Genomic DNA, 23,511 nt, shown 5'->3' on the forward strand with positions numbered 1-23,511 from the left:
CGTTCCCACCGTGACCACGCTCCCCACCGACGCCGAACGACGGCTCGCCCTGCGGCGGATGAAGGCGCTCGCCACGAGCCTGCTGGTGGTGGCCGCCGTCGTGTTCGCCGTGTCCTTCGCGCTGCAGAACCGCTATCCCTGGCTCGGCTTCGTGCGGGCGGCCGCCGAGGGCGCCATGGTGGGCGCGCTCGCCGACTGGTTCGCCGTGACCGCGCTGTTCCGGTATCCGCTCGGTCTGCGCATCCCGCACACGGCGATCATTCCGAACCGCAAGGACGAGATCGGCGCGACGCTGGGCGCCTTCGTGGAGACCAACTTCCTGTCGGACGAGGTCGTGGCCGGCAAGCTGGGCACGATAGACCTGGCCGGCGCCGCCGCCGACTGGCTCGCGGAACCCCGGAACGCGCGGCGGGTGGTGGCCGAGGCGTTCCAGGGGGTGACCGGGCTCGCCGGCCTCGTCGACGACGACCGGATGCGGGAGGCGATGGAGGCGGTCGTCCGCACGCATGTGGTCGCTCCGCTCTGGGGACCGCCCCTCGGCCGGCTCGGCGAGCGGGTGCTCAGCTCGGGCGGACACAGGGACGCCGTGGACCTGCTGCTGGATCGGCTGGACGAGTGGCTCGCCGCGAATCCCGAGGCGTTCGGATCCGTGGTGTCGCGGCGGCTGCCGTCGTGGCTCCCGTCGTTCGTCGACCGTGCGATCGATGAGCGCCTCCACGCCGAAGCGCGACATCTGGTCCGGACCGTCCGCGACGACCCCGACCACCGCCTCCGCCGCTCGCTCGACGAGTACCTCGCCCAGCTCGCCGACCGGCTGCAGCACGACGACGCGACCATCGAGCGGCTCGAGGCGGCGAAGGGCCGCGCGTTCGACGATCCGCGCATCCGGGAGCTGGCCGCCTCCACCTGGCAGGCCGCCCGCGCAGCGGCGATCGACGCGCTCGCCGACGAGGACGGCGAACTGCGGCGCCGCGTGGATGCCTTCGTCGCGGATGCGGCACGTCGCATCCGCGCGGACGATGAGCTGCGGGCGTCCCTGAACGCCCGGCTGACCGGCGCGGCGCTCCACCTCGTGACCAGCTACCGGAGCGACATCGCCCACGTCATCACCGAGACCGTGCAGTCGTGGGACCCGGCCGAGACGACCGAGAAGATCGAGACGCAGGTCGGCCGCGATCTGCAGTTCATCCGCATCAACGGCACGGTCGTCGGGGCGCTGGCGGGGCTCGCGATCTACAGCGTGGCGACGGGAGTCTCGGCGCTGTTCTGAGCGCCGATCGAGAGGCGCGGTGTCTGACGCACCCGCTACGCTCGGCCCATGAGCATCGAAGTCCTGCCCGCGACGGGCCGCTTCGACGACTTCGCGACGTTCATGGTGCCGCGCAAGCCGGGCGGCGGAGGGTGCGTGTGCATGTCGTACCGGGACGCGCGGCTCGGGATGCCGGAGCGCGTCGCCTACATGCAGCACGAGTGCGAGACGCAGCCCGGACCGGGCGTGCTCGTCTATGCGGACGGCGAGGTGGCCGGCTGGTGCAGCGTCGCGCCGAAGTCCACGTACCGCCGCCTCATGAACTCGCGCACCATCCCGCACGTGGACGAGGACCGCGACCCGTGGTCGATCGTCTGCTTCGTCGTGCGCGGCGGCTTCCGCAAGCGCGGGCTCATGCACGAGCTCCTCGACGGCGCGGTCGACCACGCGCGGGCGAACGGCGCGGCCCTGGTCGAGGGCTACCCGGTCGACACCGGGGGCGACCGCGTGGATGTGATCAGCGGCTACGTGGGGACGGTCGACCTGTTCGAGCGCCACGGCTTCCACCGGCTGCAGGCCACCGACGCGCACTCCGGCGGCGGCGTCCGGTGGATCATGCGCCGCGAGCTGGGCTGAGGCGCTGTCTGGCCCCGCGCACGGCTCCCGAGACACGTTCTCGGACGTCGACCTCTTGCCAGCCGTCCCGGATGAGCAGCGCGCCGATGCAGAAGGCCCCGCAGATTTCTGCGGGGCCTCCGTTCAAGGGGTGTCGGCGGGGAAGTAGGTCGGGGGTAGAGCGTCGCAGCCGGGCTCTGTGACGGTGTCGGTGAGGGACTGTGTTCCACCAACCGCGGTGAGGTCGCTGATGCCGCGTTCGAGCATGCTGTACCAGATGGGACAGGTCAGGCTCGTTGGCCGGGTGATGTAGAGGGGTCGCTTGCTGGCGCCGGCGATGACAGAGCCGACGAGGGCGTCGGGGTAGTTCAGGCCAGAGGCGATGTATCCGGTGGCACCCGCCGGGAACGTATCCGCGACTTTGGCCGAGGTTTCGAACCGGTCGCTTCCTCCTAGCCGAACTACCGAGGCGGCCAGCGTTTTCGCTTGCGTGAGCGTGCTCTCGGGAACGGCTGCGGCACCGCCGACCACGGCGATCGACGAGGGCTGGAGCTTTCGGATGACGGCCGTCGTCGCGGCGTCGAGTGCGCCGGTGCGGGTGTCGAGGAGAAGTACCGGGCCGCCTGTGGTGCCTGCGGCCGCGCCAGCGGAGAGGGCGTCTGGGTAGTCGAATCCGCTTGCCAGGTAAACGGTGTCTACCGGACCGGTGAAGGTATCCGCGAGAGCTCGCGAGGTCGCGAACCTGTCTGCACCACTGACGCGTTGCACGGTTCCGGCGAAGGTGGTGAGGGCGCGCTCGACCGTGGTGCTGACCGCGGCGGTTCCTCCAACGATGACGATGCGATCCGGGTGCAAGCGGGTAAGTTCTGCACTGACCGCCGCAGGAAGCTGCCATGGCAGCGTGAGCAGCAGCGAGCCATCGTGGCCTACGGCCACAGGTGCGCTGGAGAGGGCATCTGCGAAGCCGAGAGCGCTCGTGATGTATGCGACCGTGGCGCCGTCGGGGTGTCCGGCTTGTGAAACGGCGACGGAGGTTTCGAATCGGTCGCTGCCGGCATGACGGTCCACGAGTTGCGGTGCGTTCGGGAGGGGGTCGGCCTGGGCTGCTGCCGGGGCGACGAATGCCGCCGTCGCTGCGATGGAAGCTGCAATCGCCGTGGCGAATGTGCGCTTGGAAGACACGATGATCTTCGTTCCTTTCTGGGTTCGCAGACACTCGCAAACATTCCAGACATCAATCCGTGAAGAGCATCTATAGATAGGAGACGTCGTCCAGGAGCTAACGTGACGCCGATTCCTCGGCCGATCTCGACGTGACTAGACGTCGACTATCGACCGCATCGAGGTTGGCGGGCTGAGCACCAGGAACCTGCATCGCCAGGCGAACAAGACCCATGCCGAGGCGATCGGGAAGACCCTCTGGCTGCGTCAGAAGTACCACTTCGGGCAGGCCGAGGTCGCCACGTATGCGCCCACGTGACTCCACCCGACTTCGAGTGTTACGCGCTTACCTGCATTGCCATCAGAAGACAGCGATGCCGTCCACCGATCATGTCCTCTCCGAGCTGCCGCTCCAGGTCGAGGAAGTCCAGACCGATAACGGTGACTACGCGGCCGCCGGCGCGTGCCGCTGCACGAACTCCAGCGCCTCGTCGGCGACCTCGCGCCATCCCGAGTCGATGATGAGCGAGTGGCCGCGGTTGGGGATCACGACCAGCTCGGTCACGCCCGGGTTCTTCTGCTGGATGCGGTACTCGTTCTCGACGACGGACTGCGGCACCGTGTGGTCCTCGGAGCCGGCGATCAGGAGCAGCGGTCCGCGGTCGTGGTTGTCGGTGACGACCTTCGTCTCGGCGAACGGATTGAAGTTGGCCGTGGCCGCCTGGAAGATCGGCACACCCGAGGCGGGCACGTGGTACTTCTCGTACAGCGCGCGACCCTCCTCGTCGGAGACGGCGTTCGTCCAGCCGTACGCGAACTGCTCGTAGGTGAGCGTGACGCCGTGCTTGGAGTGGTTGAACTTCAGCAGCGCCGGTGCCCCGGCCTTCAGGGCCGACGCAGGGAGCGCCGTGACGCCCTTGAACTGCGCCGCGTCGATCGCTACCGTGACCGCGTTCTTCGACTCGCCCGCCAGCTTCTGGGCGATCAGGCCGCCGAAGCTGTGGCCGATCACGACGGGCGCCTGGTCGAGGGCGTCGATCGCCTCCGCGTAGTGGTCCGTGACCTGGCGGACCATCTTGCCGGCGAAGACGTCCGGGTCGGACTTGGCCTGCTCCACCGTCTCGGGGTCGTCGGGCCAGCCCGGTGCGATCGTCGCGAAGCCCTGCTCCTCGAACAGGGCGCGCCACGGCTGCCAGCTGCTCGACAGCAGCCACAGGCCGTGGACGAAGACCACGGGCGTGCGTCCGGAGGCGTTGGCGGCGTCGATCTCGTCGCGTTCGGCGGAGGTCAGGGGCATGGTGCGACTCCTTCGGGTGTGAGGAACCGGGTCGCTGCGCGGACCGGCAGCGTACGCGACGAAGTCTGCTGGGCGACCGGGCCGCCGCACAAGATCCCTTCTCGCTAGAGTCCCTCGGCCACCGCCGCCGCCGCGTGCAGCCACGCCCGCCGCGTGCGCGGCGCGAGCGACTCGAACGACAGTCGGCCACCGTGCATCTCCGGGTCGAACGGGATGGTCACCGCGCTGCGGGCGAGCGGCTCGAAGCCCGCGGCGACCCGGCGGACGTCGGCGGCCGGTCCCGTGCGCTCGGACTGGGACACGATCACGACGGCCTCGTGCGCCAGCCGAGCCGAGTGCGCATCCCGTTGCAGCAGAGCCTCGAGGAGGAGCGCGCCGGCCTCCGCGTGCTCGCCGAGCGCGGTGGTCGCGATGACGAGCTGGTCGGTGTGGTCGATCATCCGCAGCCAGCGCTCGGCCGACTCGTCGTTTCCGCTGTCGATGATCACCAGCCGGTAGAACTTGGTGGCCACGGTGTGGAGGCGATCGAAGTCCTCGCTCGAGATGCGCTGCTCGGTGGCGAGCATGGTCGGGTTCGAGCGCAGCACGTCGTACTTGTCGGCGTTCTGGTGGTGCACGAAGTGCCCGATATCGGCGGTGCGGGCGCCGGCCGACATGAGGGAGTCGGTGGCGGGCAGCAGCGACTGCACCGTCGCGTCGTGGTCGTCCTTCTCGGTGCGCCAGCCGAGGGTGCCGCGCGTCTCGTTGTTGTCCCAGGCGAGGACGCCCGAGCCGCCGTTGCGCGCGAAGACGGCGGACAGGAGGGCCGTGGTCGGCGTCTTGTTGGCGCCGCCCTTGCCGTTGACGATCGCGATCGTGCGGGGACCGGCCCAGTGGCGGCTCACCGCATCCAGCTCCGCCCGCTCCCGCAGCTCGGCGGCGGAGGGGGAGAGGGGCATGCCGGCGCGGGCGAGCGCGCCGCGGAGGCCCTGCTTGGCCCGGTCGGGACGCGGACGCTCGACGTAGAGGAACGACTCCCGCGGGAGCGCCTCGCGCGTGGGTGCCTCGGTTGTCGGAATCTCGCGCGTGGTGGCCGGGCGCGACGAGACGGGCGCGAGCTCGGCGCCCTGGGCGACGGACAGCGCCTCCTCGTCGCCGATGCTGCCGTCCGGATGCACGGCGAGCAGCCAGTCGCCCTCCTCGTCCGAGACGGTCAGGCGGACGGGACGGCCTGCGGCGGCCGCGATCTCGCCGACGCGGCCGAGAACGGCCTCGCGCAGGCGCTCCGTGCTCTCCGCGGCGAATCTCTGGGGCACGCCGTCGACGATCAGCTCCCCGGTCGCGTCGGGCGAGAACCGGGCGCTGAGCTGGGGTGAGGGGGACAGATCAAGGGACACGTGCTTCCTTCCGCGGCCCATGCGAGGAGACGACATAGACCGACGACAGACGGTAGACCGGTTCGGGAGGCGCGTCCAGCGATGCTCAGGATCTTGACAGGCTGCCCGTTCCGGCCAGCAGGCCCAGGTCGCGCAGGCTCTCCGCGGTCTCGACGATCGTGTCGACGGTCGGCCGGAAACGGAGTCCGAGCTCCCGCTTCGCCCGTTCGTTGTGGATCACCAGCGGTGCGGGCTCGTCGCCGGGCAGCTCCTCCGTCGTGACCCGGGAGGCGAGCGCGCCGAGACGTTCGCGCAGCACGTTCGCGACGTCGAGGAACGTCATCGTCGGGCCTTCGACAGCGGGTAGGCGGGCAGTCCGGGGGTGGCCGGGTCGGTCCAGTCGCTCTCGTCGTACTTGCGCACCGGTTTGGGCGAGTAGCCGACGGCGGCGAACGACGAGGTGAGCACGACCCGGCGGGCAACGGCGTCGCGGGCGGCGCGGAGCACCCGCAGGGCGCCATCGCGCGCCGGGACGACCACCTCGTCGGGCGTGGTCGCGAGGATCATCGGCGAGGCCGTGTGGTGCACCTCCTCGATGCCGGCGAGTGCGTCGGCCCATCCCTCGTCGTCGGTGAGGGACGCGGCCGCGAACGAAAGGGCGGCGTCGTCCGCGCCGGTACGGCGCACAGCGGCGCGCACCTCGTCCTCGCGGTCGAGCGAGCGGACGGTCGCGCGCACGGCGGCGCCGGTGGCGAGCAGGTCGGCAAGCGCTTGAAGTCAAGCGCGGAGCACATCCGTCAGTCGACCGCGGTCGCCTCCACCAGCCACACGGTGTCGGGATACGACACCGGCGACATCACGCCGGCCCGCGTGAGCGCGGCACCGGTCAGCACGACGCCGTCCGGATCGGCCGCCCAGGCGGGTGTCTCTCCCTCGCCGCGGGGCGCGCCCAGCGGCAGGAGGCGGACGCGGTAGCGGCGCTCGGCGTCCAGCCCGCGCAGGGTGATGAGGCCGATCGGAGCAACGTCGGAGCGCGCCACGTATGCCAGTGCGAACAGCGCCCGGCGGCGGTCCGGCGCGACCACCCCGCTGATCTGCAGCGACGGGTCGACCTCGTCCATCCGCACCAGCTCACCAGCGTGCAGCAGCTCGCGGTTCTCGGTGTGGAACGCGATCCACTCGCGCAGCTGCTCCAGCTCGGCGTCGGACGCCTGCGTCAGGTCCCACTCGATCCCGAGGTGGCCGAACAGCGCGCTCGCCGCACGGAACGCGAGCGAGTGGACGCGGTGGGTGGTGTGCGAGCGACCGGAGGCGATGTGTGCGCCGAGCAGCTCCGGCGGGAGCAGCTGCTGCGTCCAGCGCATCATGCCCTGACGCTCCAGCGGGTCGATGCAGTCGGACACCCACACCCGGTCGGTGCGTTCGATCACCCCGAGGTCGACGCGGGCGCCGCCGGAGCTGCACGACTCGATCTCGAGCGCCGGGAAGCGCCCCTTCAGCTCGTCCATCAGCCGGTACGCGGCGAGGGTCTGCGCGTGCACGCCCGGGCGGCCGGAGGGCCAGCTGCCGGCGTCCACCAGGTCGCGGTTGTGGTCCCACTTGATGTAGGCGATGTCGTTGTGCGACAGGATGTCGACCATCCGGTCGCGGATATGGTCGTACGCCTCGGGGATGCCCAGGTTCAGCACCTGCTGATGCCGCGCCTCCACCGGGAGACGGCCGCCGGTCTGCATGATCCACTCGGGATGTGCGCGGGCCAGGTCGGAGTCCACGTTGACCATCTCGGGCTCGAACCAGAGGCCGAACTCCATGCCGAGCGCGCGCACGTGGTCGATCAGTGGCGCGAGTCCGTCGGGCCAGACCGTCTCGTCGACGTACCAGTCGCCGAGTCCGGCGCGATCGTTGCGGCGGTGCCGGAACCAGCCGTCGTCGAGCACGTACCGTTCGACGCCGAGCGCGGCGGCGCGGTCGGCGAGCGCGGTGAGCTTCGCCAGGTCGTGGTCGAAGTAGACCGCCTCCCAGACGTTGAGCGTGACCGGACGCGGGCGGCGGGGATGCTGTGGACGCGACCGCAGCCAGCGGTGCAGCCGACCGGCCTGGTCGTCGAGACCGTCGCCGTAGACGCCGTAGACCCACGGCGTCCGATAGCTCTCTCCGGTGCCGAGCACGATCTCGCCGGGGAGCAGCAGCTCGCCGCCGCCGACGACCTGTTCGCCGCCGGAGAGTCGCTCGGCGTAGTGGCGGTGGTCGCCGCTGAAGCCGACGTGGAGGCCCCACACCTCGCCGCGCGCGAAGCCGAACCCGGGCTCGCCGACGGTGAGCAGGGTGGCGGCGTCGGCGCCGGTGTGGCCGCGCCGGCCCTCCCGGACGTGGGCGCCGACCGTCAGCGCCGAGCGCTGCGGGGTGCGCTCCTTGCCCCAGCGGCCGGCGAAGTCGAGCAGCTCGCGGGCGCGGGCGGGGACGGGCAGGGCGAGCGAGAGGTCGTCGAGCCGGTAGGTCGCGCCGTGGTTGGTGAGGGTCGCTGCGATGCGGAGGACGCCCTGCGGCGTCAGCTCGATCTCGAAGGCGACCTCGAGGGCGGCCTCGTCGTCGCGGGCGACGATCCGCACCGTTCCGCCGGGAAGGGTGGCCAGCGCGTCGCGCACCGTGGCCGTGCCGGTGTCGACCGACACCACCCGGAACCACGGCGACCAGGCGCCGCCGTCGTCGCGGTTGCCGCTGAGACCGGGACGGCCGAGCCAGCCGGTGTGCTGCTCCGGGAGCAGCGAGAGCCGAGTCGCGACGTCGGGGGTGTTCGCCACGACCGGGCGTGCGCCCGCGGTGACGACATCCCGCGCGGCCGCCGCATCCAGCTCTCCGAGCGCCGCGCCCCAGTAGGCGACGGCGGGCAGCCGGTCGTCGGCCACGTCGAGCAGTACGCTCACGCCGCCGGCCGTCAGGTGGATGCACTGCATGGGCACGCGGTTCTCCTCTTCACATGCGGACGGGGCAGGCTCGGCGCCTGCCCCGTCCATCTTCGTCGCGTCGGGCGCGATCAGCCCTTCACGGGGATCGACTGCGCCTTCAGCGCCTTGATCGTCGACTCCTGAGCCGACTTCAGCGCGTCGGTGAGCGTGCCGCTGCCGCTGACTGCACCCTTGAACCCGTCGGAGACGTCGGCGTACGTCTGGGTCATGGTCGGGCCCCAGGTGAAGTCAGGCTTGACCTGCGACGAGGCCTGAGCGAAGACGTCGTAGATCTTCTGGCCGCCGTAGAAGTCGACGCCCTGCTGCAGCGCGGGGAGCTTCAGCCCCTTCTTGGTCGCCGGGTACAGGTTGGCCGCCTTGTTCAGGGCGGTGAGCGCCTCGTCGGAGGTGTTCAGCCAGAGTGCGAACTTGGTCGCCTCATAGAGGTGCTTCGAGCCGGTGAACGAGACCACCGAGCTGCCGCCCCAGTTGCCGGCCGCGTCGTCGCCCGCCGACCACTGCGGCGACGGCGCGACGGCCCAGTCGCCGGCGGTGTCCGGAGCGCCGGACGAGATGGAGTTGGCTCCCCAGACGGCCGAGTTCCAGGTCCAGGCCTGGCCCGAGTTGTAGGCGTTGTTCCACTCGTCGGTCCACGCCGGGACGGTGGATACGAGGCCGTCCTTGATCAGGCCGTTCCAGTAGTCGGCGACCTTGGTGGACTCGCTGCTGGTCAGGTCCACCGTCCAGTCCTTGCCGTCGTTGGCGAACCACTGGCCGCCGGCCTGCCAGACGAAGCCGGCGAACTGGTTGATGTCGGTCTGCGAGAAGTTGGTGATGTAGCCGCCGAGCGCGCGGATCTTCTTCGCGGCCTCCTTGTACTCGTCCCAGGTCTTCGGGACGGCGATGCCGTTCTTCTCGAAGAGGTCCTTGCGGTAGAACAGCGCCATGGGGCCGGAGTCCTGCGGGATGCCGTAGACGCTCTTGTCGGAGCCGAGCGAGACCTGGTTCCAGGTCCAGTCGACGAAGTCGCTCTTCGCCTTGACGACCGCGGAACACGCGCTGAGGTCCGCGAGGGCGTTCTGCACCCGGAAGTTCGGGAGGGCGTCGTACTCGACCTGACCGAGGTCGGGGGCGTTGCCCGCCTTGACCTCGTTGAAGAAGTTCTTGTAGGTGCCGTTGTTGCCGTTCGGGCCCTCCTGCACCTTGACCTGGATGTCGGGGTTCTTGTCGTTCCAGAGCTTCACGACGTCGGCCATGCCGGGCACCCAGGTGGTGAAGTCGAGCGTGACCTTGCCCTTGGCGGGGGCGCAGGCGGCCGCGGTGTCGCCGGAACCCGACGACGACGAGGAGCAGCCGGCCAGGGCGACCGTCGCGCTCACCGCGAGGGCGGCGATGGCGGCGATTCTCTTCGGGTATCGCATTGTGATCCTTCTCTCGGTGTGATCCACCCGGCTTCGATGCCGGGAGCTTGGGGTCGTCGGGCGCCGGCTACTTGAGCGAGCCGGAGCCGAGGCCGTTCCGCCAGTAGCGCTGGAGCAGCAGGAACGTGACGACGAGGGGGATGATGGACAGGAAGGCGCCGGAGAGCACGAAGGTGCGCAGCTCCGGGACCTGGTTGATCTGCGTGTTCCACGTGTAGAGGCCGAAGGTGACCGGGAACAGCTCGGTGGATCGCAGCATGATCAGGGGCAGGAAGAAGTTGTTCCAGATCGCGACGAACTGGAACAGGAACACCGTCACGAGCGCCGGCGTCATGAGCCGCACCGCGATGGTGAAGAAGGTCCGCAGCTCGCCCGATCCGTCGAGCCGCGCAGCCTCCATGAGCTCGTCCGGCACGCTCGCCGCCGCGAAGATGCGGCTCAGGTAGACGCCGAACGGGCTGACGATCGAGGGGAGCAGCACGGCCCAGATCGTGTCGGTGAGCTGCACCTTGCTGAACAGCAGGAACAGCGGGAGGGCCAGGGCGGTCGCCGGCACCAGCACGCCGCCGAGGACGACGTTGAACAGCGTCTCGCGGCCACGGAAGCGGTACTTCGCGAGGGCGTAGCCGCACATCCCGGCGAGCAGGGTCGCCAGGAATCCGCCGACGCCGGCGTACAGGATGCTGTTGAGCATCCACCGGCCGAAGATGCCGTCGCCGTAGGCCAGCATGTCGCCGATGTTCTTGAACAGGTTGAAGTCGGCGAACCACAGGCCGTTGGTCGTCAGCAGCTGCCCGCGCGACTTGGAGGACGCGACGACCAGCCACCACAGCGGGATGAGCGTGTAGAGCGTGAAGACGACCATGACGGTCATCGCCACGGCACGGGACACCGGGCTCTGCTTCGGTCCGGTCCCGCGGGAGCCGCGACGGCTGCGGCGGCGCTCCTCGCGTTCGGCACGCTGGCCGGTCGGGACGGGGATGAGGGTCTCGGCGGTCATGCGTCCTGCCCCTTTCGCTGCGTCACCTTCAGGAAGGTGAACGAGAGGATGAAGGTGGCCAGCGCCAGCACGACGCTGAACGCGGCGGCGAGGTTGTAGTTCGGGAGCGAGCTGGTCGCGTAGATCGTCATGTTCGGCGTGTAGGTGCTCGTCACCGCGGAGCTGAAGGACGCGAACACCTGCGGTTCGGCGAGCAGCTGCAGCGTTCCGATGATCGAGAACACGGCGGTCATGAGGATCGCGGGCCGCACGATCGGGATCTTGATCGACCACGCCATCCGGAACTGTCCGGCGCCGTCGAGCCGCGCCGCCTCGTAGATCTCCTGCGGCACCGCGAGCAGCGCCGAGTAGATGATGAGCATGTTGTAGCCGACGTAGACCCAGGTCACGACGTTGGCGATCGACCACAGCACGAGGTCGGCGCCCAGGAACGGGACCGCCTTGGTCAGCGCCGCGAACGGCGACAGGTTCGGCGAGAACAGGAAGCCCCACATGATCGCCGCGATGACGCCGGGCACCGCGTAGGGGACGAAGTAGGCGAGACGGAAGAACCGCTTGCCCTTCACGAGCGGGGAGTCGAGCAGCAGGGCGAACACGAGCGCGAGCCCGAGCATGACCGGCACCTGTACGACGCCGAACAGGAGGACGCGGCCGACGGATCCCCAGAAGGCCTGGTCCTGGAACACCAGCGCGTACTGCTGCAGACCGCCGAAGACCTCGGTGGCGGGGCCGAAGGTGCCGTCGCGCTGGACGACGAGGAGCGACTCCCACACCGCGTAGGCCACGGGCAGCGCGTAGAACAGGGCGAACAGCACCAGGAACGGCGCGACCAGCGCGATGATCGCGCGCTTGTGCGGAGTCCGGATGCGGCGGCGGGGCGGGCGCGCGGGCGCCTCGGCCCGCGCGGTGGCGGACGTCACGGTCATGACGCCTCCTCTCTGCTGATCCCGGCATCGCCGGCGGGGACGAGGACGGGCGCGGCGTCCTCGCGGATGATGCGGACGCCGCCCGCGGGGACGACGACGGAGGTCTCCAGGCGCTCGCCGGAGAGCAGGTCGACGCCGGTCGAGGCCAGCTCCACGTCGTGGTCGCCGTGGTTGATGGCGAACAGGAACGAGGTGCCGTCGCCTCCGACGCGGCGGGTGACGTCCAGCTCGGCGGCGCCGGCGGCGAGGGGGGCGACGCCGGCGCCGTCGAGGGCTTCGCGGACCAGGTCGTCGAGGTCGAGCTGGTCGAGCTCGGTCGCGACGTACCAGGCCGTGCCGTCGCCGTACGCGTTGCGGGTGATCGCGGGACTGCCGGCGGCGGGGCCCTCGGCGAAGGTGTCGACGACGGCGGCCGTTGTCGCGCGGCCGCGCTCGCTCCAGACCGCGCCGGCGCGTCCCGACGCGAGGCGCACGCTGTCGCCCGGCACGAGCGGGGTGAACTCGTCCACCCGGACGCCGAGCAGGTCGCGCAGGAGCCCGGGGTAGCCTCCGGTGACGACCGCCTGCTCCTCATCGACGAGGCCGCTGAAGAACGTGACGACGGCGTGGCCGCCCTCTTCGACGTAGCGGTGCAGGCCGGCCGCCTGGCTCTCGGTGAGCGAGTACAGCGCTGGGACGGCCACCAGCCGGTAGCCGGTCAGGTCGGAGCCCGGGGCGACGACGTCGACGGTCACGCCCGCCGCGCGCAGGGCGCGGTAGACCGCGTGCACCTGCTCGAGGTAACGGACGTTCTGGCTGGGCAGGTTGTCGCCGTTCGCGGCCCACCACGACTGCCAGGAGAACACGATCGCGACCTCCGCCCGCACGGTGGTGCCGGTCACCTCGGAGAGGGCGCCGAGCGCACGGGAGAGCTCCTGCGCCTCGCGCCAGGTCGCCGAGTCGGTGCCGGCGTGCGGCAACAGGGCCGAGTGGAACTTCTCGGAGCCGCGCACCGAGGCGCGCCACTGGAAGAAGCAGATCGCGTCGGCGCCGCGCGCCACGTGCGTGAGCGCGTTCCGGAGCAGCTGGCCGGGAGCCTTGGCCAGGTTCACGGGCTGCCAGTTGACGGCTCCGGTGGACGTCTCCATGAGCATCCACGGACGGCCCTGCGCGAGGCCGCGGGTGAGGTCGGCGGCGAAGGCCAGCTCGGTGGTCGGGTCCTCCAGGCGGTCGTCGAGGTAGTGGTCGTTCGCGATGAGGTCGAGGTCGCCGGTCCAGCTCCAGTAGTCCATGTTCTGGATGTGGGCGGCGTTCATGAGGTTGGTCGTCACCGGGCGGTCGCTGTGGCGGCGGATGACCTCCGCCTCGGCGCGGAAGTGATCGAGCAGAGTGTCGGACGAGAACCGGTGGAAGTCGACGACCTGGGCCGGGTTGCGGGTGGACAGCGTGGCGAGCGGCGGAAGGATCTCGTCCCACGCTCCGTAGCGCTGGCTCCAGAACGCGGTGCCCCAGGCCTCGTTGAGCCGCTCGACCGTCTCGTAGCGGTCGCGGAGCCAGCCGCGGAACGCCGCCGCGCTCTCGTCGCAGTAGCAGAGGGCGTTGTGGCAGCCGATCTCGTTCGAGACGTGCCAGAGGGCCACGGCGGGGTGGTCGCCGTAGCGCTCGGCGATGCGCTCAACCAGTGCGAGAGCGTAGCGACGGTAGACCGGCGAGCTCGGACAGAACGCCTGACGGCCGCCGGGGAAGCGGCGGGTGCCGTCGATCGCGACGGGGAGGAGTTCGGGGTGCAGCGTCGTGAGCCACGCCGGCGTCGACGACGTGGCGGTGCCGAGGTTCACCCGGATACCAGCATCGTGGAGGAGTCCGATGATCTCGTCCAGCGCCGAGAAGTCCCACACGCCCTTGGCGGGGTTGACCTGCGCCCAGCCGAAGATGTTGATGGCGACGAGCCCGACCCCGAGCTCGCGCATCAGTGCGATGTCCTCGTGCCAGACGGCGCGATCCCACTGCTCGGGGTTGTAGTCGCACCCGAGGATCATGCCGTCCGCGTCGGGGATGAGCACTGTGGCTCCTTTGCCATTCTGTGAACGTGCACACACCGTGGCGAGCGCGTTCCGATCGATCTTGTGGGAACGTGCACAGTCTGTGTCGCCGAGAACCAGTCAGGGCGGGACTGTGAACGTGCACAGACTAAGCAGGCCGCATTCCGTCTGTCAAGCTCCCGCATCCCCTAGACTGCCTCCATGACCGAACCCCGCCGCCGCGCCACCGTGATGGACGTGGCGCTCGAGGCGGGCGTCTCCCGCGGGACCGTATCGCGCTACGTCAACGGCGCCCACTACGTCTCGAGCGAGGCGCGGCAGGCGATCGAGGCGGCGATCCGCAAGGTCGGCTACACCCCGAACACGGCGGCCCGGAGCCTGGTGCGGCAGCGCACGCAGGCGGTCGGCTTCATCGTCCACGAGCCGCACTCGGTGTTCCTGGAGGACCCGAACATCGGCGTCATCATGCTCGGCGCGAACGCCGCGCTGTCGGACCACGACTACCAGATGGTGTGCCTGATCGTGGACTCCGACCGCGACACCGACCGGGTCTCGCGCTACCTCAGCGGCGGTTTCGTCGACGGCGCCATCGTGGTGTCCGCGCGCGACCGCGACCCGATCCTCTCGGTCATCGAGCGCCTGGGCCTGCCCGCCGCGTTCGTCGGACACCCGCCGGGCATCACCGCGCCCTTCATCGGCATCGACAACCGGGGAGCCTCCGCCGCGATCACCCGGCGCCTGATGCAGACCGGCCGCCGCCGGATCGGCATGATCGCGGCCGCCCTCGACCGCGACTCCGGGGCCGACCGCCTGGCCGGGTTCCGTGAGGCGCTCGGGATCGCCTACGACCCCGAGCTCGTCGTGCCCGTGCCCCTGTACTCGTTCAACGACGGTGCCGACGGGATGCGCACCCTGCTCGAGCGCGCTCCCGACATCGACGGGGTGGTCGCCGCCTCCGACGCCGTGGCCGCGGGCGCCATACAGACGCTGCACGAGGCCGGCCGTCACATCCCGCGCGACGTCGGGCTGGTCGGCTTCGACGACAGCTCGTGGGCGACACGCACCACGCCGCTCCTGTCGACGGTCCACCAGCCGGCCGAAGGACTGGGCCGCTCGGCCGCGGACGCGGTGCTCGAGCAGATCCGCACGGGCGACACCAGCGCCGGCGGCCTCGTGCTCGACACGCCCATCGTGTGGCGCGATTCCGCCTGACGGGCGATGATGAACTCGTGGATGACACCGAGCGTTCACTGATCGCGGGGCTGCAGTCCGGCGAGGTGGACGCGATCGAGCGGCTGTACCAGCGCTGGGGCAGGCTGGTCTACACGCTCGCGCTGCGTTCGCTCGGCGACATCGCCGATGCGGAGGACGTGACGCAGCAGGTGTTCGTCGCCGCGTGGCAGAGCCGGGCCTCCTTCGATCCGTCCCGCGCGAAGCTCAGCACCTGGCTGATGGCGATCACGCGGCACAAGATCGTGGACGCGTACGAGGCCCGGGCGAAGCGGCAGCGCGAGCTGCAGGCGCTCATGGAGAGCGTCTACCTGCAGTCGCTGACCTGGACCGACGAGATCGCGGACAGCGTCGAGATGAGCCAGGAGCTCGAGCAACTCGACCCCGTTCCGCAACGGATCATGCGGATGGCGTTCTACGATCGGCTGACGCACACGCAGATCGCGGCGCAGCTCGACCTGCCGCTGGGCACCGTCAAGAGTCACATCCGGCGCAGCCTGCTGCGGCTGCGAGCGCGATTGGAGGACGGCGATGACGCATAGCGATCCCGACGCCCTCGCCATGCTCGCGCTCGGCGATCCCGACGTCGACGAGGCCGACGTCGAGCACGTGATGGGCTGCGAGGAGTGCCGGTCCGAGCTCGACCGGCTCATGCGCGTCACCCGCGCAGCACGTGAGAACGGGCCGGTGGACTTCCCGCTCATGGAACCGTCCCCGGCGGTGTGGGAGGGGATCCGCGCCCAACTGACGATGGAGGCGGCCCCCGAGACGGCCCGTGCCGGCGAACAGCGGGCAGAGGATTCCGTTCCGCCGCCGCAACCCGTTCACACCGTGCCTCGGCGCGGCCGTCGGAGCACCGCGTCCCGCCGTCGCTGGGTGGCAGTGCTCTCCGGGATCGGCGTCCTGGCGGTGGCCGCTGTCGTGGCGGCCGTGCTGTTCCTCCGGCCGACGGCCCAGGTGGAAGCGCAGGCGACGCTGGCGGGCCTTCCCGCCTGGTCGACCTCGAGCGGCACCGCGACGATGGAACGCCGGCCGGATGGCACCACGATCCTCGAGATCGACCTCGAATCGCCGGCCGTGGACTCCGGGAGCTCGGACTACCGCGAGGTCTGGCTGATGAGCAGCGACCTGACGAAGTCGATCAGTGTCGGCCTGCTGGACGGTGGCTCCGGGACGTTCGTCATGCCTCCCAACATCGCCGCGGCCGACTATCCGGTCGTCGACATCTCGCAGCAGCCCCTGAACGGGAAGCCGGGTCACTCGGGCAACAGCATCGTTCGCGGCGAACTCACAGCCTCCAGCTGACCGCACTGCATCCGAACCCGCGTTCCTCCGGAAGGTATGGGCATGCGGCGCTGACCGGCGCCCGACATCCCAAGGAGGATCGATGAAGATCAGAGCAGTCTCCGCAGCCGCCGTCGCGGTCGCGGCCTTTGCACTCGCGGTCGGCGCCGCGCCCGCCACGGCGGCCGGATCCGACGCCCAGCTCTCCGTGATCCACGGAGTGCCCGGCACCCCGGTCGACGTCTGGGTGAACGGAACGGACACCGTCAAGAACTTCCAGCCGGGCACCATGGCCGGCCCCCTGACGCTGGCGGCCGGGACCTACAGCGTCTCCATCACCAAGGTCGGCGCCGCGTCGGCGACCGACAGTCCGGTGATCGGGCCGATCGACCTCACGCTCGGCGCCGGCGGCAACTACTCCGCGGTCGCGCATCTCGACGCCTCCGGCAAGCCGACCGCGACCCTGTTCGCCAACGACACCTCGGCCACCGCGGCCGGGCAGGGCCGCCTGACGGTGCGCCATGTGGCCGCCGCTCCGGCGGTGGACGTGGTCGCCGGCGGCAAGGCGGTCGTCAGCAACCTCACCAACCCGAACGAGCAGAAGCTGGAGCTGCCCGCCGGAACTGTGTCCGCGTCCGTGACGGCGACCGGGACCACCGAGCCCGCTCTCATCGGGCCGGCCGACGTGACCATCAAGGACGGCACGAACACGATCGTGTACGCGTGGGGCAGCGCGACCGACAAGAACCTCGCGCTGATGATCCAGACCGTCGACGGCCTGGGGACCCCGCCGAACGGCGTCCAGGCGGGCACCACCGGCGCCGCCTACCGGGCCGACCAGGCGGCGCAGGGCGAGCAGGTCGCCCTCTGGGCGGGTGCCGGGATCGCCTTGCTCGCGGCGGCCGGCGCTGTCCTAATGATCGCCCGGCGCAAGCGGGCGGAGTCCGTCCGCGGATGACCCGACGTCCGGGGACCCTCGCGGGGGCGGCGGCTCTGGCCGCCGCCCTCGTGCTGGGCGCGCTCACCGGCTGCGCTTCGGGCGCGTCGACGGTCGCGGCATCCGCGGCCCCGTCCCGCACTCCGCCCGTCTCGCCGACGCCGACTCCCTCGGACCCGTCGCTCGGGCCGATTCCCCGGACCGACATCGACAGCCGCGCGAACCCGCAAGGGCCTCCGCCGGTGGCTCCCGAGCGTGTCGCCGTGCCGGCGCTCGGCATCGACATTCCCGTCGTCGCGGTGGGTCTCGACGGGAGGGGCGACGTCAGTATCCCGGCGGAGTCGCACACCGCCGGGTGGTACCGGTTCTCCTCCGGAATGCGAGACGAGCGCGGCACGATCGTCGTCGTGGCGCACGTGGACGCGTGGGACGGCATCGGTCCCTTCGCGAAGCTGAAGGACGCGAGCCCGGGTACGGAGGTGACCCTCGCCGGAGCCGACGGCACCCGGTCGTTCCGGATCGACGGCGTGGCTCAGCCCGCGAAGGCGCCCGGCTCGCTGACCTCCTACTTCGTCTCGGGCGGACCGGCGAAGCTGGTGCTGATCACCTGCGGAGGGGTGTTCGACGACGCCACCGGTCATTATCGGGACAACGTCATCGCGACCGCGACGCCCGTAGCCGGCTGATCGTCGACCCCGGGGGTCAGCCGGCGGCGCTCAGTCCGCGCTCGCCCTCGGCCAATCGCTCGAAGAACAGCGCCACCACGGCGCGCTCGCGCCTGCTCAGGCCCGCGAGGAGCGGCGCGACCTGCTCCTCTGTGGGCTCGCCCGGCAGGCTGCCCGCCAGTTCGGCGACCGCCCGTGCCAGGTCATCGGCTGTCTTCGACATGGTCCATCCCATCCCCTCGGTCGGTGGTGTCGGCGACGGCGAGTACCGCGCGGGTGCGTCCGCCGTCGCATTGCAGGAAGCAGAGTCGCCCGGCCAGGCAGGAGACCAGGGCGCCCTCGCGGCTCTGGAGCACCCGGTGCAGGGCGGATGCCAGGTCGGTCACCTCGTCCTCCAGCAGGCCGTCCTTGACGAGCACGCACTCCTCGGGCGCTCCGTGTGCGCGGAGCAGGGCGAGCACGTCGGTCTCGGTCATCCGCTCGACCCCGGTCGCCTCGCATCCGGGTCTCAACTCGACCGGTCCGGCTAGCCGGCGGCGGAACTCCCTCCGCCCCGCGCGGGTGGCCCGCGCCGAGAGGAGGACGACCCACGACGGGCCCAGGAAGGCGTGCACAGCGGCGCCGACGTGCTGCTCGACCATCCGCCTCCGCGGGGCGGGCGTGCCCGGCAGGCGGGTTGGTGCTGTGCCCGCCGGCCGGGTGGTACTCAGTGCCGGATCATCCATGGGAAGGACAGCAGGCTCCCTTGTCTCAGTGTCTGGACGGCGACCGTCAGGTTTCCGGCGGACGCGCTGCCCCAGGCGTAGACGATCGTGTTCTGGCGGGACGCGACCGGCACCGCCGCCGGGCCGATCACCGGTGCTGTGGTCCCGGCCAGGGCGACCGACGCGTTCACCGTCCCGGCCGGCAGCACGAGCGCCGCCTGGTTCGGGTTGGTGAGCGACCGGATGACCGGCGTGCCGCCCGCGAGGACGTCCACGGCGGGCGCGGCGGCGGTGTGCCGCACGACCAGCCGACCCTGGCCGTACGGCGTCTTCGAGAGGTCGTTCGTGAAGACCGACGCGGTGGGTGCGCCTGCGGCGGTGAGATGGGCGGCGACGGTGTAGCTGGTGTTGCGGGCGAAGGTGACGGTGACCGGTCCGATGACCGGGCTGCTGTCGTTCTTCGCGTCGGCCGCCGTGATCGCCAGCCGGTAGGTGCCGGAGGGCAGCAGGTACGGGCCGGCGAACGTCCCGGGCTGGAAGTCGTTCAGCACCCGGATGTGGTTCACGTACACGTCCACCGGCGTCGCCGGGACGCCGTGGAAGACCGACACCTGCGAGATCCCGAACGACCGCCAGGTCTGCTGGGGAGCCGCGTTCGCGGGTGCCGCCGACACCCCGATCAGCGCGAGCACCGCGGCGGAGATCACCCCGATCCGCCACCACCGCTTCCTCATCATGATGAACCCCTTCGTCTCATCGGCGCTCCGGGCGGAGCCCCTCGTGAAGTCATTCCCCGCGATGGGGTCGATCGGATGCGCAGACCACGAATTCTTCTAGCCGAGCGAGGTAAAACCGCCCTACTCTGTGCGCATCGTCGGGATGATCGAAGGGGAGAAACCATGTCGGATACTCGGGAGGGCGATGTCACCGTCGTCCTGGTCCATGGCGCATTCGCCGACGGCGCCAGCTGGGCGGGCGTCACGCAGTTGCTTCAGGAGGCGGGCGTGCCCGTCCTCGTCCCCGCGATCGCCCTGCGGGGCATCGCGTTCGACTCGGCGTACCTGCGGAGCGTGATCGAGCAGCTGGGCGGTCCGGTCCTCCTGGTCGGCCACTCCTACGGCGGCGCCATCATCAGCAACGCCGGCACGGGGCTGGACGCGGTGAGGGGCCTGGTGTTCGTCTCCGGTTTCGCGCCCGACGACGGCCAGGCGCTCGGCGAGATCGAGGGCACCTCGCGCGACAGCGCCCTCGGGCCTGCGCTGGTGCAGAAGAACTTCCCCGGACCCGACGGGCAGCCCGCGGTCGAGCTGTTCGTCGCCGAGGCGGAGTTCCCGCGCGTCTTCGCCGGCGACCTCCCGCCCGAGGTGGGGAAAGTGCTGGCCGCGTCGCAGCGTCCCGTCGCCGCCTCCGCGTTCGAGGAGAAGAACGGCGCACCCGCGTGGAAGCACGTGCCCTCCTGGGCGGTCGTCGCGACCGGCGACAAGGCGGCCGGCTCCGACGTGCTCCTCGCGATGGCCAAGGCCGCGGGTGCGGAGCTGACCACGATGGAGGGCTCGCACCTGATCATGGTCTCGCAGCCGCGGGCGGTGACGGACGTCATCCTGCGTGCACGCGAGGCGGTCGGCCGATGACCGCCGAGCAGCGCGACGACCTCACTGCGCGCCTCCACCGCACCGAGGTGCAGCGCGCCCCGTCGTCCATCCCGGGCCGGATCATCGTGCAGGTGCTGACGGAGATCCCGGAGGGCGTCGAGTCCGGCTGGCACACGCACCCGGGGGAGGAGGTCGGCTACATCCTGGCCGGGACGGTGGAGATGCGCATCCACGACGCCGAGACGCTGCACCTCGAGGCGGGAAGCGGCTTCCTCATCCCGCCGGGGACGCCGCACAACGCGCGCGACCTCGGGCCGGGGACCGGGCGGATGCTGTCGACGTACCTCGTCGACCCGGAGGAGGCGCTGGCGACGTTCGTTGACCCGGCCGCTACCTGAGGGCCACCGTCGCGCCGTCGCCGCCCCACCAGTCGGTCATCAGCTTGACGCGGTCGAGGGAGGCTCCGGGAGGGACGTCGAAGTACACGGTGCACGGGACGCTCAGGCCCGGGTTCACGGTGGTCGAGAAGTAGCTGTCGCCGAATCGGCCGAGCTGGTCCTCGGCCTCGTAGCGGCTCTTGCCGATGTACCCGTAGATGTCCCAGCGCGTCAGATCCTGAGGCTGCGGGCTGCCGTTGGCGACCGTGAAGTCGAGGCGGCAGAACTGCCCCTTCGGGGTGATCGTGTCGATGACGCCGTCCTGGGCGTCGAGCCCGCACTGCACGGCGGTGACGGTGAAGCCGACCCCGGCACGGCTCGTCACCGTCTGGCCTACCCCCGGCAGCGGCGACGCGGAAGGAGCGGGTGGCGGGGTGGGGGAGGGAGCGCTTGGCGACGCACTCGGGGTCGCGGTGGTCGCCGGTGGGGCCGCTGCCGGCGCCGGATCCCGACTCTGCGACAGGGCGCCGAACGAGCCGAGGCCCATGACGAGGGAGATCAGCCAGCCGACTCCCACGATGATCAGGGACGCGATGGACATCCCGCGCCCACCATCCCGTCGCGTCAGCGAGCGGACGGCCAGGATGACCGAGGGCACGAACAGCAGCCACGCGAACCAGGCTGCAAAGGGGATGATCCCGAGGACGAAGCCGAAGATGGCGAGCACAAGGGCGATCGTCGGGAGGGACGAGGCCGTGGCAGTCGCGGTCGCCGCCGGAGCCGGAGCCGCCGTCGCCGGAGCCGCCGTCGCGACCGGGGCGCGGTTCGCCGTCCAGGCTGAGCCGTCCCAGTAGCGCTGCTGGCCGGGGTATTCGGGGTCCGGGTACCACCCGGCGGGTGCATTCATCATCGGAGGATGCCGGTCGCCCCGGCGGCGCGGCCGCCGGGGCGATGCCGGTTACTTGTCGCCGGTGCCCGTCGCGACGCAGGAGGCGATGGCGTACTGGCCGGATGCCTTCTGCTCGGACACGACCTTGCCGGCCACGGTGATCTTGCAGTCGACGTCTCCGCCGTCCGCGCCGGTAGTGGCCGTCAGGCTGAAGCTGCTGAAGTCGAAGGTGCCGCCCTTCTTGACGGTGATCGACTTGGTCCACGGCAGCGCCTGGCCGTCGGCGCTCTCCGACTGCGAGCCGCCGTCGGTGTACGTCGTGTAGGTGATCGAGGAGGCGGCAGCCGACCCGGTCACGTCATAGACGATCTCGACCGGCTGCGACGCGGCGGCGGCGTCGGCCGCGTCCTGCTTCTTGATCTCATCGTGCACGGCGCTCGCGAAGGCGGCGGTGTAGACGATGGACAGCACGATCGAGAGGATGATCGCCACGCCCGAGAGGATCGTCCCGGTGAGCGCGGTGCCCTTCTTGCGGTTCTTCTGAACGAGCCCGATGATGCCGAGGATCAGGCCGATGAGGCCCAGGAACCAGGCGCCGTAGTTGAGGAACGGGATGAAGGCGCCGATGAGCGCGAGGATGCCGAGAACGAGCGCGGCGATGCCGAGGCCGTTCCCGGCCTTGGTCGGTGCCGGCGCGGCGTACTGCTGCTCGGGCGCGGGAGGAGGGGGCAGGGTGCTCATGAGGGGTTCCTTTTACTCTGGTGAATGCCCGCAGGAGGTCCGGCCCCCGACGGAACCTGTCCATGCTCTCAGAAACGAGAAATGCTCTCTCGCCCCATAAATGGTTACGTTATGTAAAGCACGTGGCATGTCCTCTGCGATCTCTCAGCCAGGATGTCGCAGGATATCCCGGTTGTCTTCAGCACGTTAGGAACCACCATGAGCTCGCTTCGCGACCACATCGAGCGCACCCTCGTCGAGTCCGACTCCGCCGTGTCGGCGGAGGGCGCGATGACCGGCGCGATCACCCTGCCGCCGCACGAGTAGGCGTATCGTCGGCGGCATGTGCCGCAACATCCGCTGCCTTCACAACTTCGAGCCGCCGACGACCGACGATGAGGTGCGGGAGGCCGCGCTGCAGTTCGTCCGCAAGGTGAGCGGCTCCACGCGTCCTTCCCGCGCGAACGCGGCCGCGTTCGACCAGGCCATCGACGAGATCGCCGCCGCCACCCGCACGATGCTCGACCAGCTGGTCACCAACGCACCGCCGAAGAGCCGGGAGCTCGAGGCGATCAAGGGCCGGGAGCGGCACGAGAAGCGGATGGAGCGGGAGGTGCGCATCCGCACGGCGTCGGTCTGACGCCGCCGGTCAGCCCCGCAGCGACGTCACCATCCCGCGGAGGATGCGGAAGGCGGCCGCCTGCTCCTCCTCCGTCAGGCCGGCGAGCATCCTCAGCTCCACCTGGCGTACCGCGGCCGTCGCGGCGCCGAGCCTCTGGCGACCCTTCTCGGTGAGCCGGGTCGGCAGGGCCTTGCCGACGGGCGCCTCGGCGGCGCGGACGACCTCGCCGTCCCGTTCGAGGGCTTGGAGGAGCACGTTCATCGTCTGGCGCGTCACGAACGTGCCACGCGCGAGGTCGGAGTTCGAGAGCCCGGGCCGCTGGGCCAGCAGCTCGAGGCACGAGTAGTGGGTGATGTTCATGCCGAGCGGGCGGAGCACCTCCTCCATCGCCGCGCGCAGAGCGCTGGATGCTTCCTTCAGCAGATAGCCGAGGGACGTGTCGAGGTCGATGCCGGCGCGCTCTTGACTCATGTCAGTATTCTGACATACAGTGAGTCATGT

26 protein-coding genes are annotated in these 23,511 nt (G+C 70.5%); 10 read left to right on the plus strand and 16 right to left on the minus strand.

What is annotated here, in order from left to right:
- The first annotated feature begins 10 nt into the window (after window positions 1–10).
- Both A0130_13810 and A0130_13815 read left to right on the plus strand, forming a co-directional pair.
- Window positions 11–1,270 (plus strand): hypothetical protein, encoded by a 1,260-nt coding sequence (locus A0130_13810; GenBank protein ID ANF32601.1) that lies wholly within the window; start codon window positions 11–13, stop codon window positions 1,268–1,270.
- 48 nt (window positions 1,271–1,318) lie between these two features.
- On the plus strand, window positions 1,319–1,885 hold the full coding sequence (locus tag A0130_13815; GenBank protein ID ANF32602.1) for a GCN5 family acetyltransferase: 567 nt from the start codon (window positions 1,319–1,321) through the stop codon (window positions 1,883–1,885).
- A gap of 123 nt (window positions 1,886–2,008) precedes the next feature.
- Here the strand turns inward: A0130_13815 and A0130_13820 are convergent, their stop codons facing one another.
- The 10 genes from A0130_13820 to A0130_13865 form a co-directional block, all read right to left on the minus strand.
- Complete coding sequence (locus tag A0130_13820; protein ANF32603.1) at window positions 2,009–3,046, minus strand: hypothetical protein; 1,038 nt, start codon at window positions 3,044–3,046, stop codon at window positions 2,009–2,011.
- A gap of 424 nt (window positions 3,047–3,470) precedes the next feature.
- Window positions 3,471–4,322, minus strand: a complete 852-nt coding sequence (locus A0130_13825; GenBank protein ID ANF32604.1) for an alpha/beta hydrolase — start codon at window positions 4,320–4,322, stop codon at window positions 3,471–3,473.
- 104 nt (window positions 4,323–4,426) lie between these two features.
- A complete protein-coding gene (locus A0130_13830) occupies window positions 4,427–5,698 on the minus strand; it encodes a hypothetical protein (protein ID ANF32605.1) in 1,272 nt (423 codons plus the stop codon).
- Window positions 5,699–5,783: 85 nt separating this feature from the next.
- Window positions 5,784–6,020 (minus strand): hypothetical protein, encoded by a 237-nt coding sequence (locus A0130_13835; GenBank protein ID ANF32606.1) that lies wholly within the window; start codon window positions 6,018–6,020, stop codon window positions 5,784–5,786.
- The gene (locus tag A0130_13840; protein ID ANF32607.1) at window positions 6,017–6,415 is read right to left on the minus strand and encodes a hypothetical protein; all 399 of its coding nucleotides are present in this window, start codon (window positions 6,413–6,415) and stop codon (window positions 6,017–6,019) included. The genes A0130_13835 and A0130_13840 overlap by 4 nt, the downstream gene beginning before the upstream one ends.
- Before the next feature lie 59 nt (window positions 6,416–6,474).
- Entirely contained in the window at window positions 6,475–8,631 is a 2,157-nt protein-coding gene (locus tag A0130_13845) for an alpha-galactosidase (GenBank protein ANF32608.1), read from the minus strand.
- An 80-nt stretch (window positions 8,632–8,711) separates the two neighbouring features.
- Entirely contained in the window at window positions 8,712–10,043 is a 1,332-nt protein-coding gene (locus tag A0130_13850) for a sugar ABC transporter substrate-binding protein (GenBank protein ANF32609.1), read from the minus strand.
- Window positions 10,044–10,110: 67 nt separating this feature from the next.
- Window positions 10,111–10,935, minus strand: a complete 825-nt coding sequence (locus A0130_13855; protein ANF33452.1) for an ABC transporter permease — start codon at window positions 10,933–10,935, stop codon at window positions 10,111–10,113.
- A gap of 104 nt (window positions 10,936–11,039) precedes the next feature.
- Window positions 11,040–11,969 carry an ABC transporter permease gene (locus A0130_13860; GenBank protein ID ANF32610.1) on the minus strand — a complete coding sequence of 310 codons (930 nt, stop codon included), beginning with the start codon at window positions 11,967–11,969 and terminating at the stop codon, window positions 11,040–11,042.
- Window positions 11,966–13,987 (minus strand): beta-galactosidase, encoded by a 2,022-nt coding sequence (locus A0130_13865; GenBank protein ID ANF33453.1) that lies wholly within the window; start codon window positions 13,985–13,987, stop codon window positions 11,966–11,968. The genes A0130_13860 and A0130_13865 overlap by 4 nt, the downstream gene beginning before the upstream one ends.
- Window positions 13,988–14,191: 204 nt before the next feature.
- On the opposite strand from A0130_13865, the gene A0130_13870 reads away from it, so the two are divergent.
- The 5 genes from A0130_13870 to A0130_13890 all read left to right on the plus strand — a co-directional run bounded on the left by A0130_13870 (window position 14,192) and on the right by A0130_13890 (window position 18,127).
- Window positions 14,192–15,202: a LacI family transcriptional regulator gene (locus A0130_13870; GenBank protein ANF32611.1), complete on the plus strand. Its 1,011-nt coding sequence runs from the start codon at window positions 14,192–14,194 to the stop codon at window positions 15,200–15,202.
- 17 nt (window positions 15,203–15,219) lie between these two features.
- A complete protein-coding gene (locus tag A0130_13875) occupies window positions 15,220–15,762 on the plus strand; it encodes an RNA polymerase subunit sigma-24 (GenBank protein ANF33454.1) in 543 nt (180 codons plus the stop codon).
- A complete protein-coding gene (locus A0130_13880) occupies window positions 15,752–16,525 on the plus strand; it encodes a hypothetical protein (GenBank protein ANF32612.1) in 774 nt (257 codons plus the stop codon). The genes A0130_13875 and A0130_13880 overlap by 11 nt, the downstream gene beginning before the upstream one ends.
- Window positions 16,526–16,607: 82 nt before the next feature.
- Window positions 16,608–17,462 (plus strand): hypothetical protein, encoded by an 855-nt coding sequence (locus tag A0130_13885; GenBank protein ANF32613.1) that lies wholly within the window; start codon window positions 16,608–16,610, stop codon window positions 17,460–17,462.
- A 221-nt stretch (window positions 17,463–17,683) separates the two neighbouring features.
- On the plus strand, window positions 17,684–18,127 hold the full coding sequence (locus A0130_13890; protein ANF33455.1) for a hypothetical protein: 444 nt from the start codon (window positions 17,684–17,686) through the stop codon (window positions 18,125–18,127).
- Window positions 18,128–18,143: 16 nt separating this feature from the next.
- Here the strand turns inward: A0130_13890 and A0130_13895 are convergent, their stop codons facing one another.
- The 3 genes from A0130_13895 to A0130_13905 form a co-directional block, all read right to left on the minus strand.
- A complete protein-coding gene (locus tag A0130_13895; protein ANF32614.1) occupies window positions 18,144–18,329 on the minus strand; it encodes a hypothetical protein in 186 nt (61 codons plus the stop codon).
- Entirely contained in the window at window positions 18,310–18,747 is a 438-nt protein-coding gene (locus tag A0130_13900) for a hypothetical protein (GenBank protein ID ANF32615.1), read from the minus strand. The genes A0130_13895 and A0130_13900 overlap by 20 nt, the downstream gene beginning before the upstream one ends.
- A gap of 65 nt (window positions 18,748–18,812) precedes the next feature.
- Entirely contained in the window at window positions 18,813–19,547 is a 735-nt protein-coding gene (locus tag A0130_13905) for a hypothetical protein (GenBank protein ANF32616.1), read from the minus strand.
- A gap of 162 nt (window positions 19,548–19,709) precedes the next feature.
- On the opposite strand from A0130_13905, the gene A0130_13910 reads away from it, so the two are divergent.
- Together A0130_13910 and A0130_13915 are read left to right on the plus strand one after the other, a co-directional pair.
- On the plus strand, window positions 19,710–20,441 hold the full coding sequence (locus A0130_13910; protein ANF32617.1) for an alpha/beta hydrolase: 732 nt from the start codon (window positions 19,710–19,712) through the stop codon (window positions 20,439–20,441).
- Window positions 20,438–20,800: a hypothetical protein gene (locus tag A0130_13915; protein ID ANF32618.1), complete on the plus strand. Its 363-nt coding sequence runs from the start codon at window positions 20,438–20,440 to the stop codon at window positions 20,798–20,800. Before A0130_13910 ends, A0130_13915 begins: the two co-directional genes overlap by 4 nt.
- On the opposite strand, the gene A0130_13920 is transcribed toward A0130_13915, so the two are convergent.
- Window positions 20,793–21,686: a hypothetical protein gene (locus A0130_13920; protein ANF32619.1), complete on the minus strand. Its 894-nt coding sequence runs from the start codon at window positions 21,684–21,686 to the stop codon at window positions 20,793–20,795. The two genes, A0130_13915 and A0130_13920, sit on opposite strands and share 8 nt — an antisense overlap.
- A 51-nt stretch (window positions 21,687–21,737) precedes the next feature.
- The gene (locus tag A0130_13925; protein ID ANF32620.1) at window positions 21,738–22,409 is read right to left on the minus strand and encodes a hypothetical protein; all 672 of its coding nucleotides are present in this window, start codon (window positions 22,407–22,409) and stop codon (window positions 21,738–21,740) included.
- Window positions 22,410–22,731: 322 nt separating this feature from the next.
- Here A0130_13925 and A0130_13930 point away from each other — a divergent pair, with 322 nt between their 5' ends.
- Window positions 22,732–23,028 (plus strand): hypothetical protein, encoded by a 297-nt coding sequence (locus tag A0130_13930; GenBank protein ID ANF32621.1) that lies wholly within the window; start codon window positions 22,732–22,734, stop codon window positions 23,026–23,028.
- A 9-nt stretch (window positions 23,029–23,037) separates the two neighbouring features.
- Here the strand turns inward: A0130_13930 and A0130_13935 are convergent, their stop codons facing one another.
- A complete protein-coding gene (locus A0130_13935; GenBank protein ANF32622.1) occupies window positions 23,038–23,481 on the minus strand; it encodes a MarR family transcriptional regulator in 444 nt (147 codons plus the stop codon).
- Window positions 23,482–23,511 lie beyond the last annotated feature (30 nt).

The organism is Leifsonia xyli (genome assembly GCA_001647635.1).
GTDB classification, from domain to species: Bacteria; Actinomycetota; Actinomycetes; order Actinomycetales; family Microbacteriaceae; genus Leifsonia; species Leifsonia xyli_A.

What these genes read in the sequence shown, in the direction of transcription:
- A0130_13825 (ANF32604.1), bottom strand. Translation starts at nt 4,322, where the DNA reads ATGCCCCTGACCTCCGCCGAACGCGACGAGATCGACGCCGCCAACGCC.
- A0130_13920 (ANF32619.1), bottom strand. Translation starts at nt 21,686, where the DNA reads ATGAATGCACCCGCCGGGTGGTACCCGGACCCCGAATACCCCGGCCAG.
- A0130_13895 (ANF32614.1), bottom strand. Translation starts at nt 18,329, where the DNA reads ATGTCGAAGACAGCCGATGACCTGGCACGGGCGGTCGCCGAACTGGCG.
- A0130_13870 (ANF32611.1), top strand. Translation starts at nt 14,192, where the DNA reads ATGACCGAACCCCGCCGCCGCGCCACCGTGATGGACGTGGCGCTCGAG.
- A0130_13935 (ANF32622.1), bottom strand. Translation starts at nt 23,481, where the DNA reads ATGAGTCAAGAGCGCGCCGGCATCGACCTCGACACGTCCCTCGGCTAT.
- A0130_13925 (ANF32620.1), bottom strand. Translation starts at nt 22,409, where the DNA reads ATGAGCACCCTGCCCCCTCCTCCCGCGCCCGAGCAGCAGTACGCCGCG.
- A0130_13865 (ANF33453.1), bottom strand. Translation starts at nt 13,987, where the DNA reads ATGATCCTCGGGTGCGACTACAACCCCGAGCAGTGGGATCGCGCCGTC.
- A0130_13815 (ANF32602.1), top strand. Translation starts at nt 1,319, where the DNA reads ATGAGCATCGAAGTCCTGCCCGCGACGGGCCGCTTCGACGACTTCGCG.
- A0130_13835 (ANF32606.1), bottom strand. Translation starts at nt 6,020, where the DNA reads ATGACGTTCCTCGACGTCGCGAACGTGCTGCGCGAACGTCTCGGCGCG.
- A0130_13850 (ANF32609.1), bottom strand. Translation starts at nt 10,043, where the DNA reads ATGCGATACCCGAAGAGAATCGCCGCCATCGCCGCCCTCGCGGTGAGC.
- A0130_13885 (ANF32613.1), top strand. Translation starts at nt 16,608, where the DNA reads ATGAAGATCAGAGCAGTCTCCGCAGCCGCCGTCGCGGTCGCGGCCTTT.
- A0130_13905 (ANF32616.1), bottom strand. Translation starts at nt 19,547, where the DNA reads ATGATGAGGAAGCGGTGGTGGCGGATCGGGGTGATCTCCGCCGCGGTG.
- A0130_13915 (ANF32618.1), top strand. Translation starts at nt 20,438, where the DNA reads ATGACCGCCGAGCAGCGCGACGACCTCACTGCGCGCCTCCACCGCACC.
- A0130_13860 (ANF32610.1), bottom strand. Translation starts at nt 11,969, where the DNA reads ATGACCGTGACGTCCGCCACCGCGCGGGCCGAGGCGCCCGCGCGCCCG.
- A0130_13900 (ANF32615.1), bottom strand. Translation starts at nt 18,747, where the DNA reads ATGGTCGAGCAGCACGTCGGCGCCGCTGTGCACGCCTTCCTGGGCCCG.
- A0130_13845 (ANF32608.1), bottom strand. Translation starts at nt 8,631, where the DNA reads ATGCAGTGCATCCACCTGACGGCCGGCGGCGTGAGCGTACTGCTCGAC.
- A0130_13910 (ANF32617.1), top strand. Translation starts at nt 19,710, where the DNA reads ATGTCGGATACTCGGGAGGGCGATGTCACCGTCGTCCTGGTCCATGGC.
- A0130_13930 (ANF32621.1), top strand. Translation starts at nt 22,732, where the DNA reads ATGTGCCGCAACATCCGCTGCCTTCACAACTTCGAGCCGCCGACGACC.
- A0130_13880 (ANF32612.1), top strand. Translation starts at nt 15,752, where the DNA reads ATGACGCATAGCGATCCCGACGCCCTCGCCATGCTCGCGCTCGGCGAT.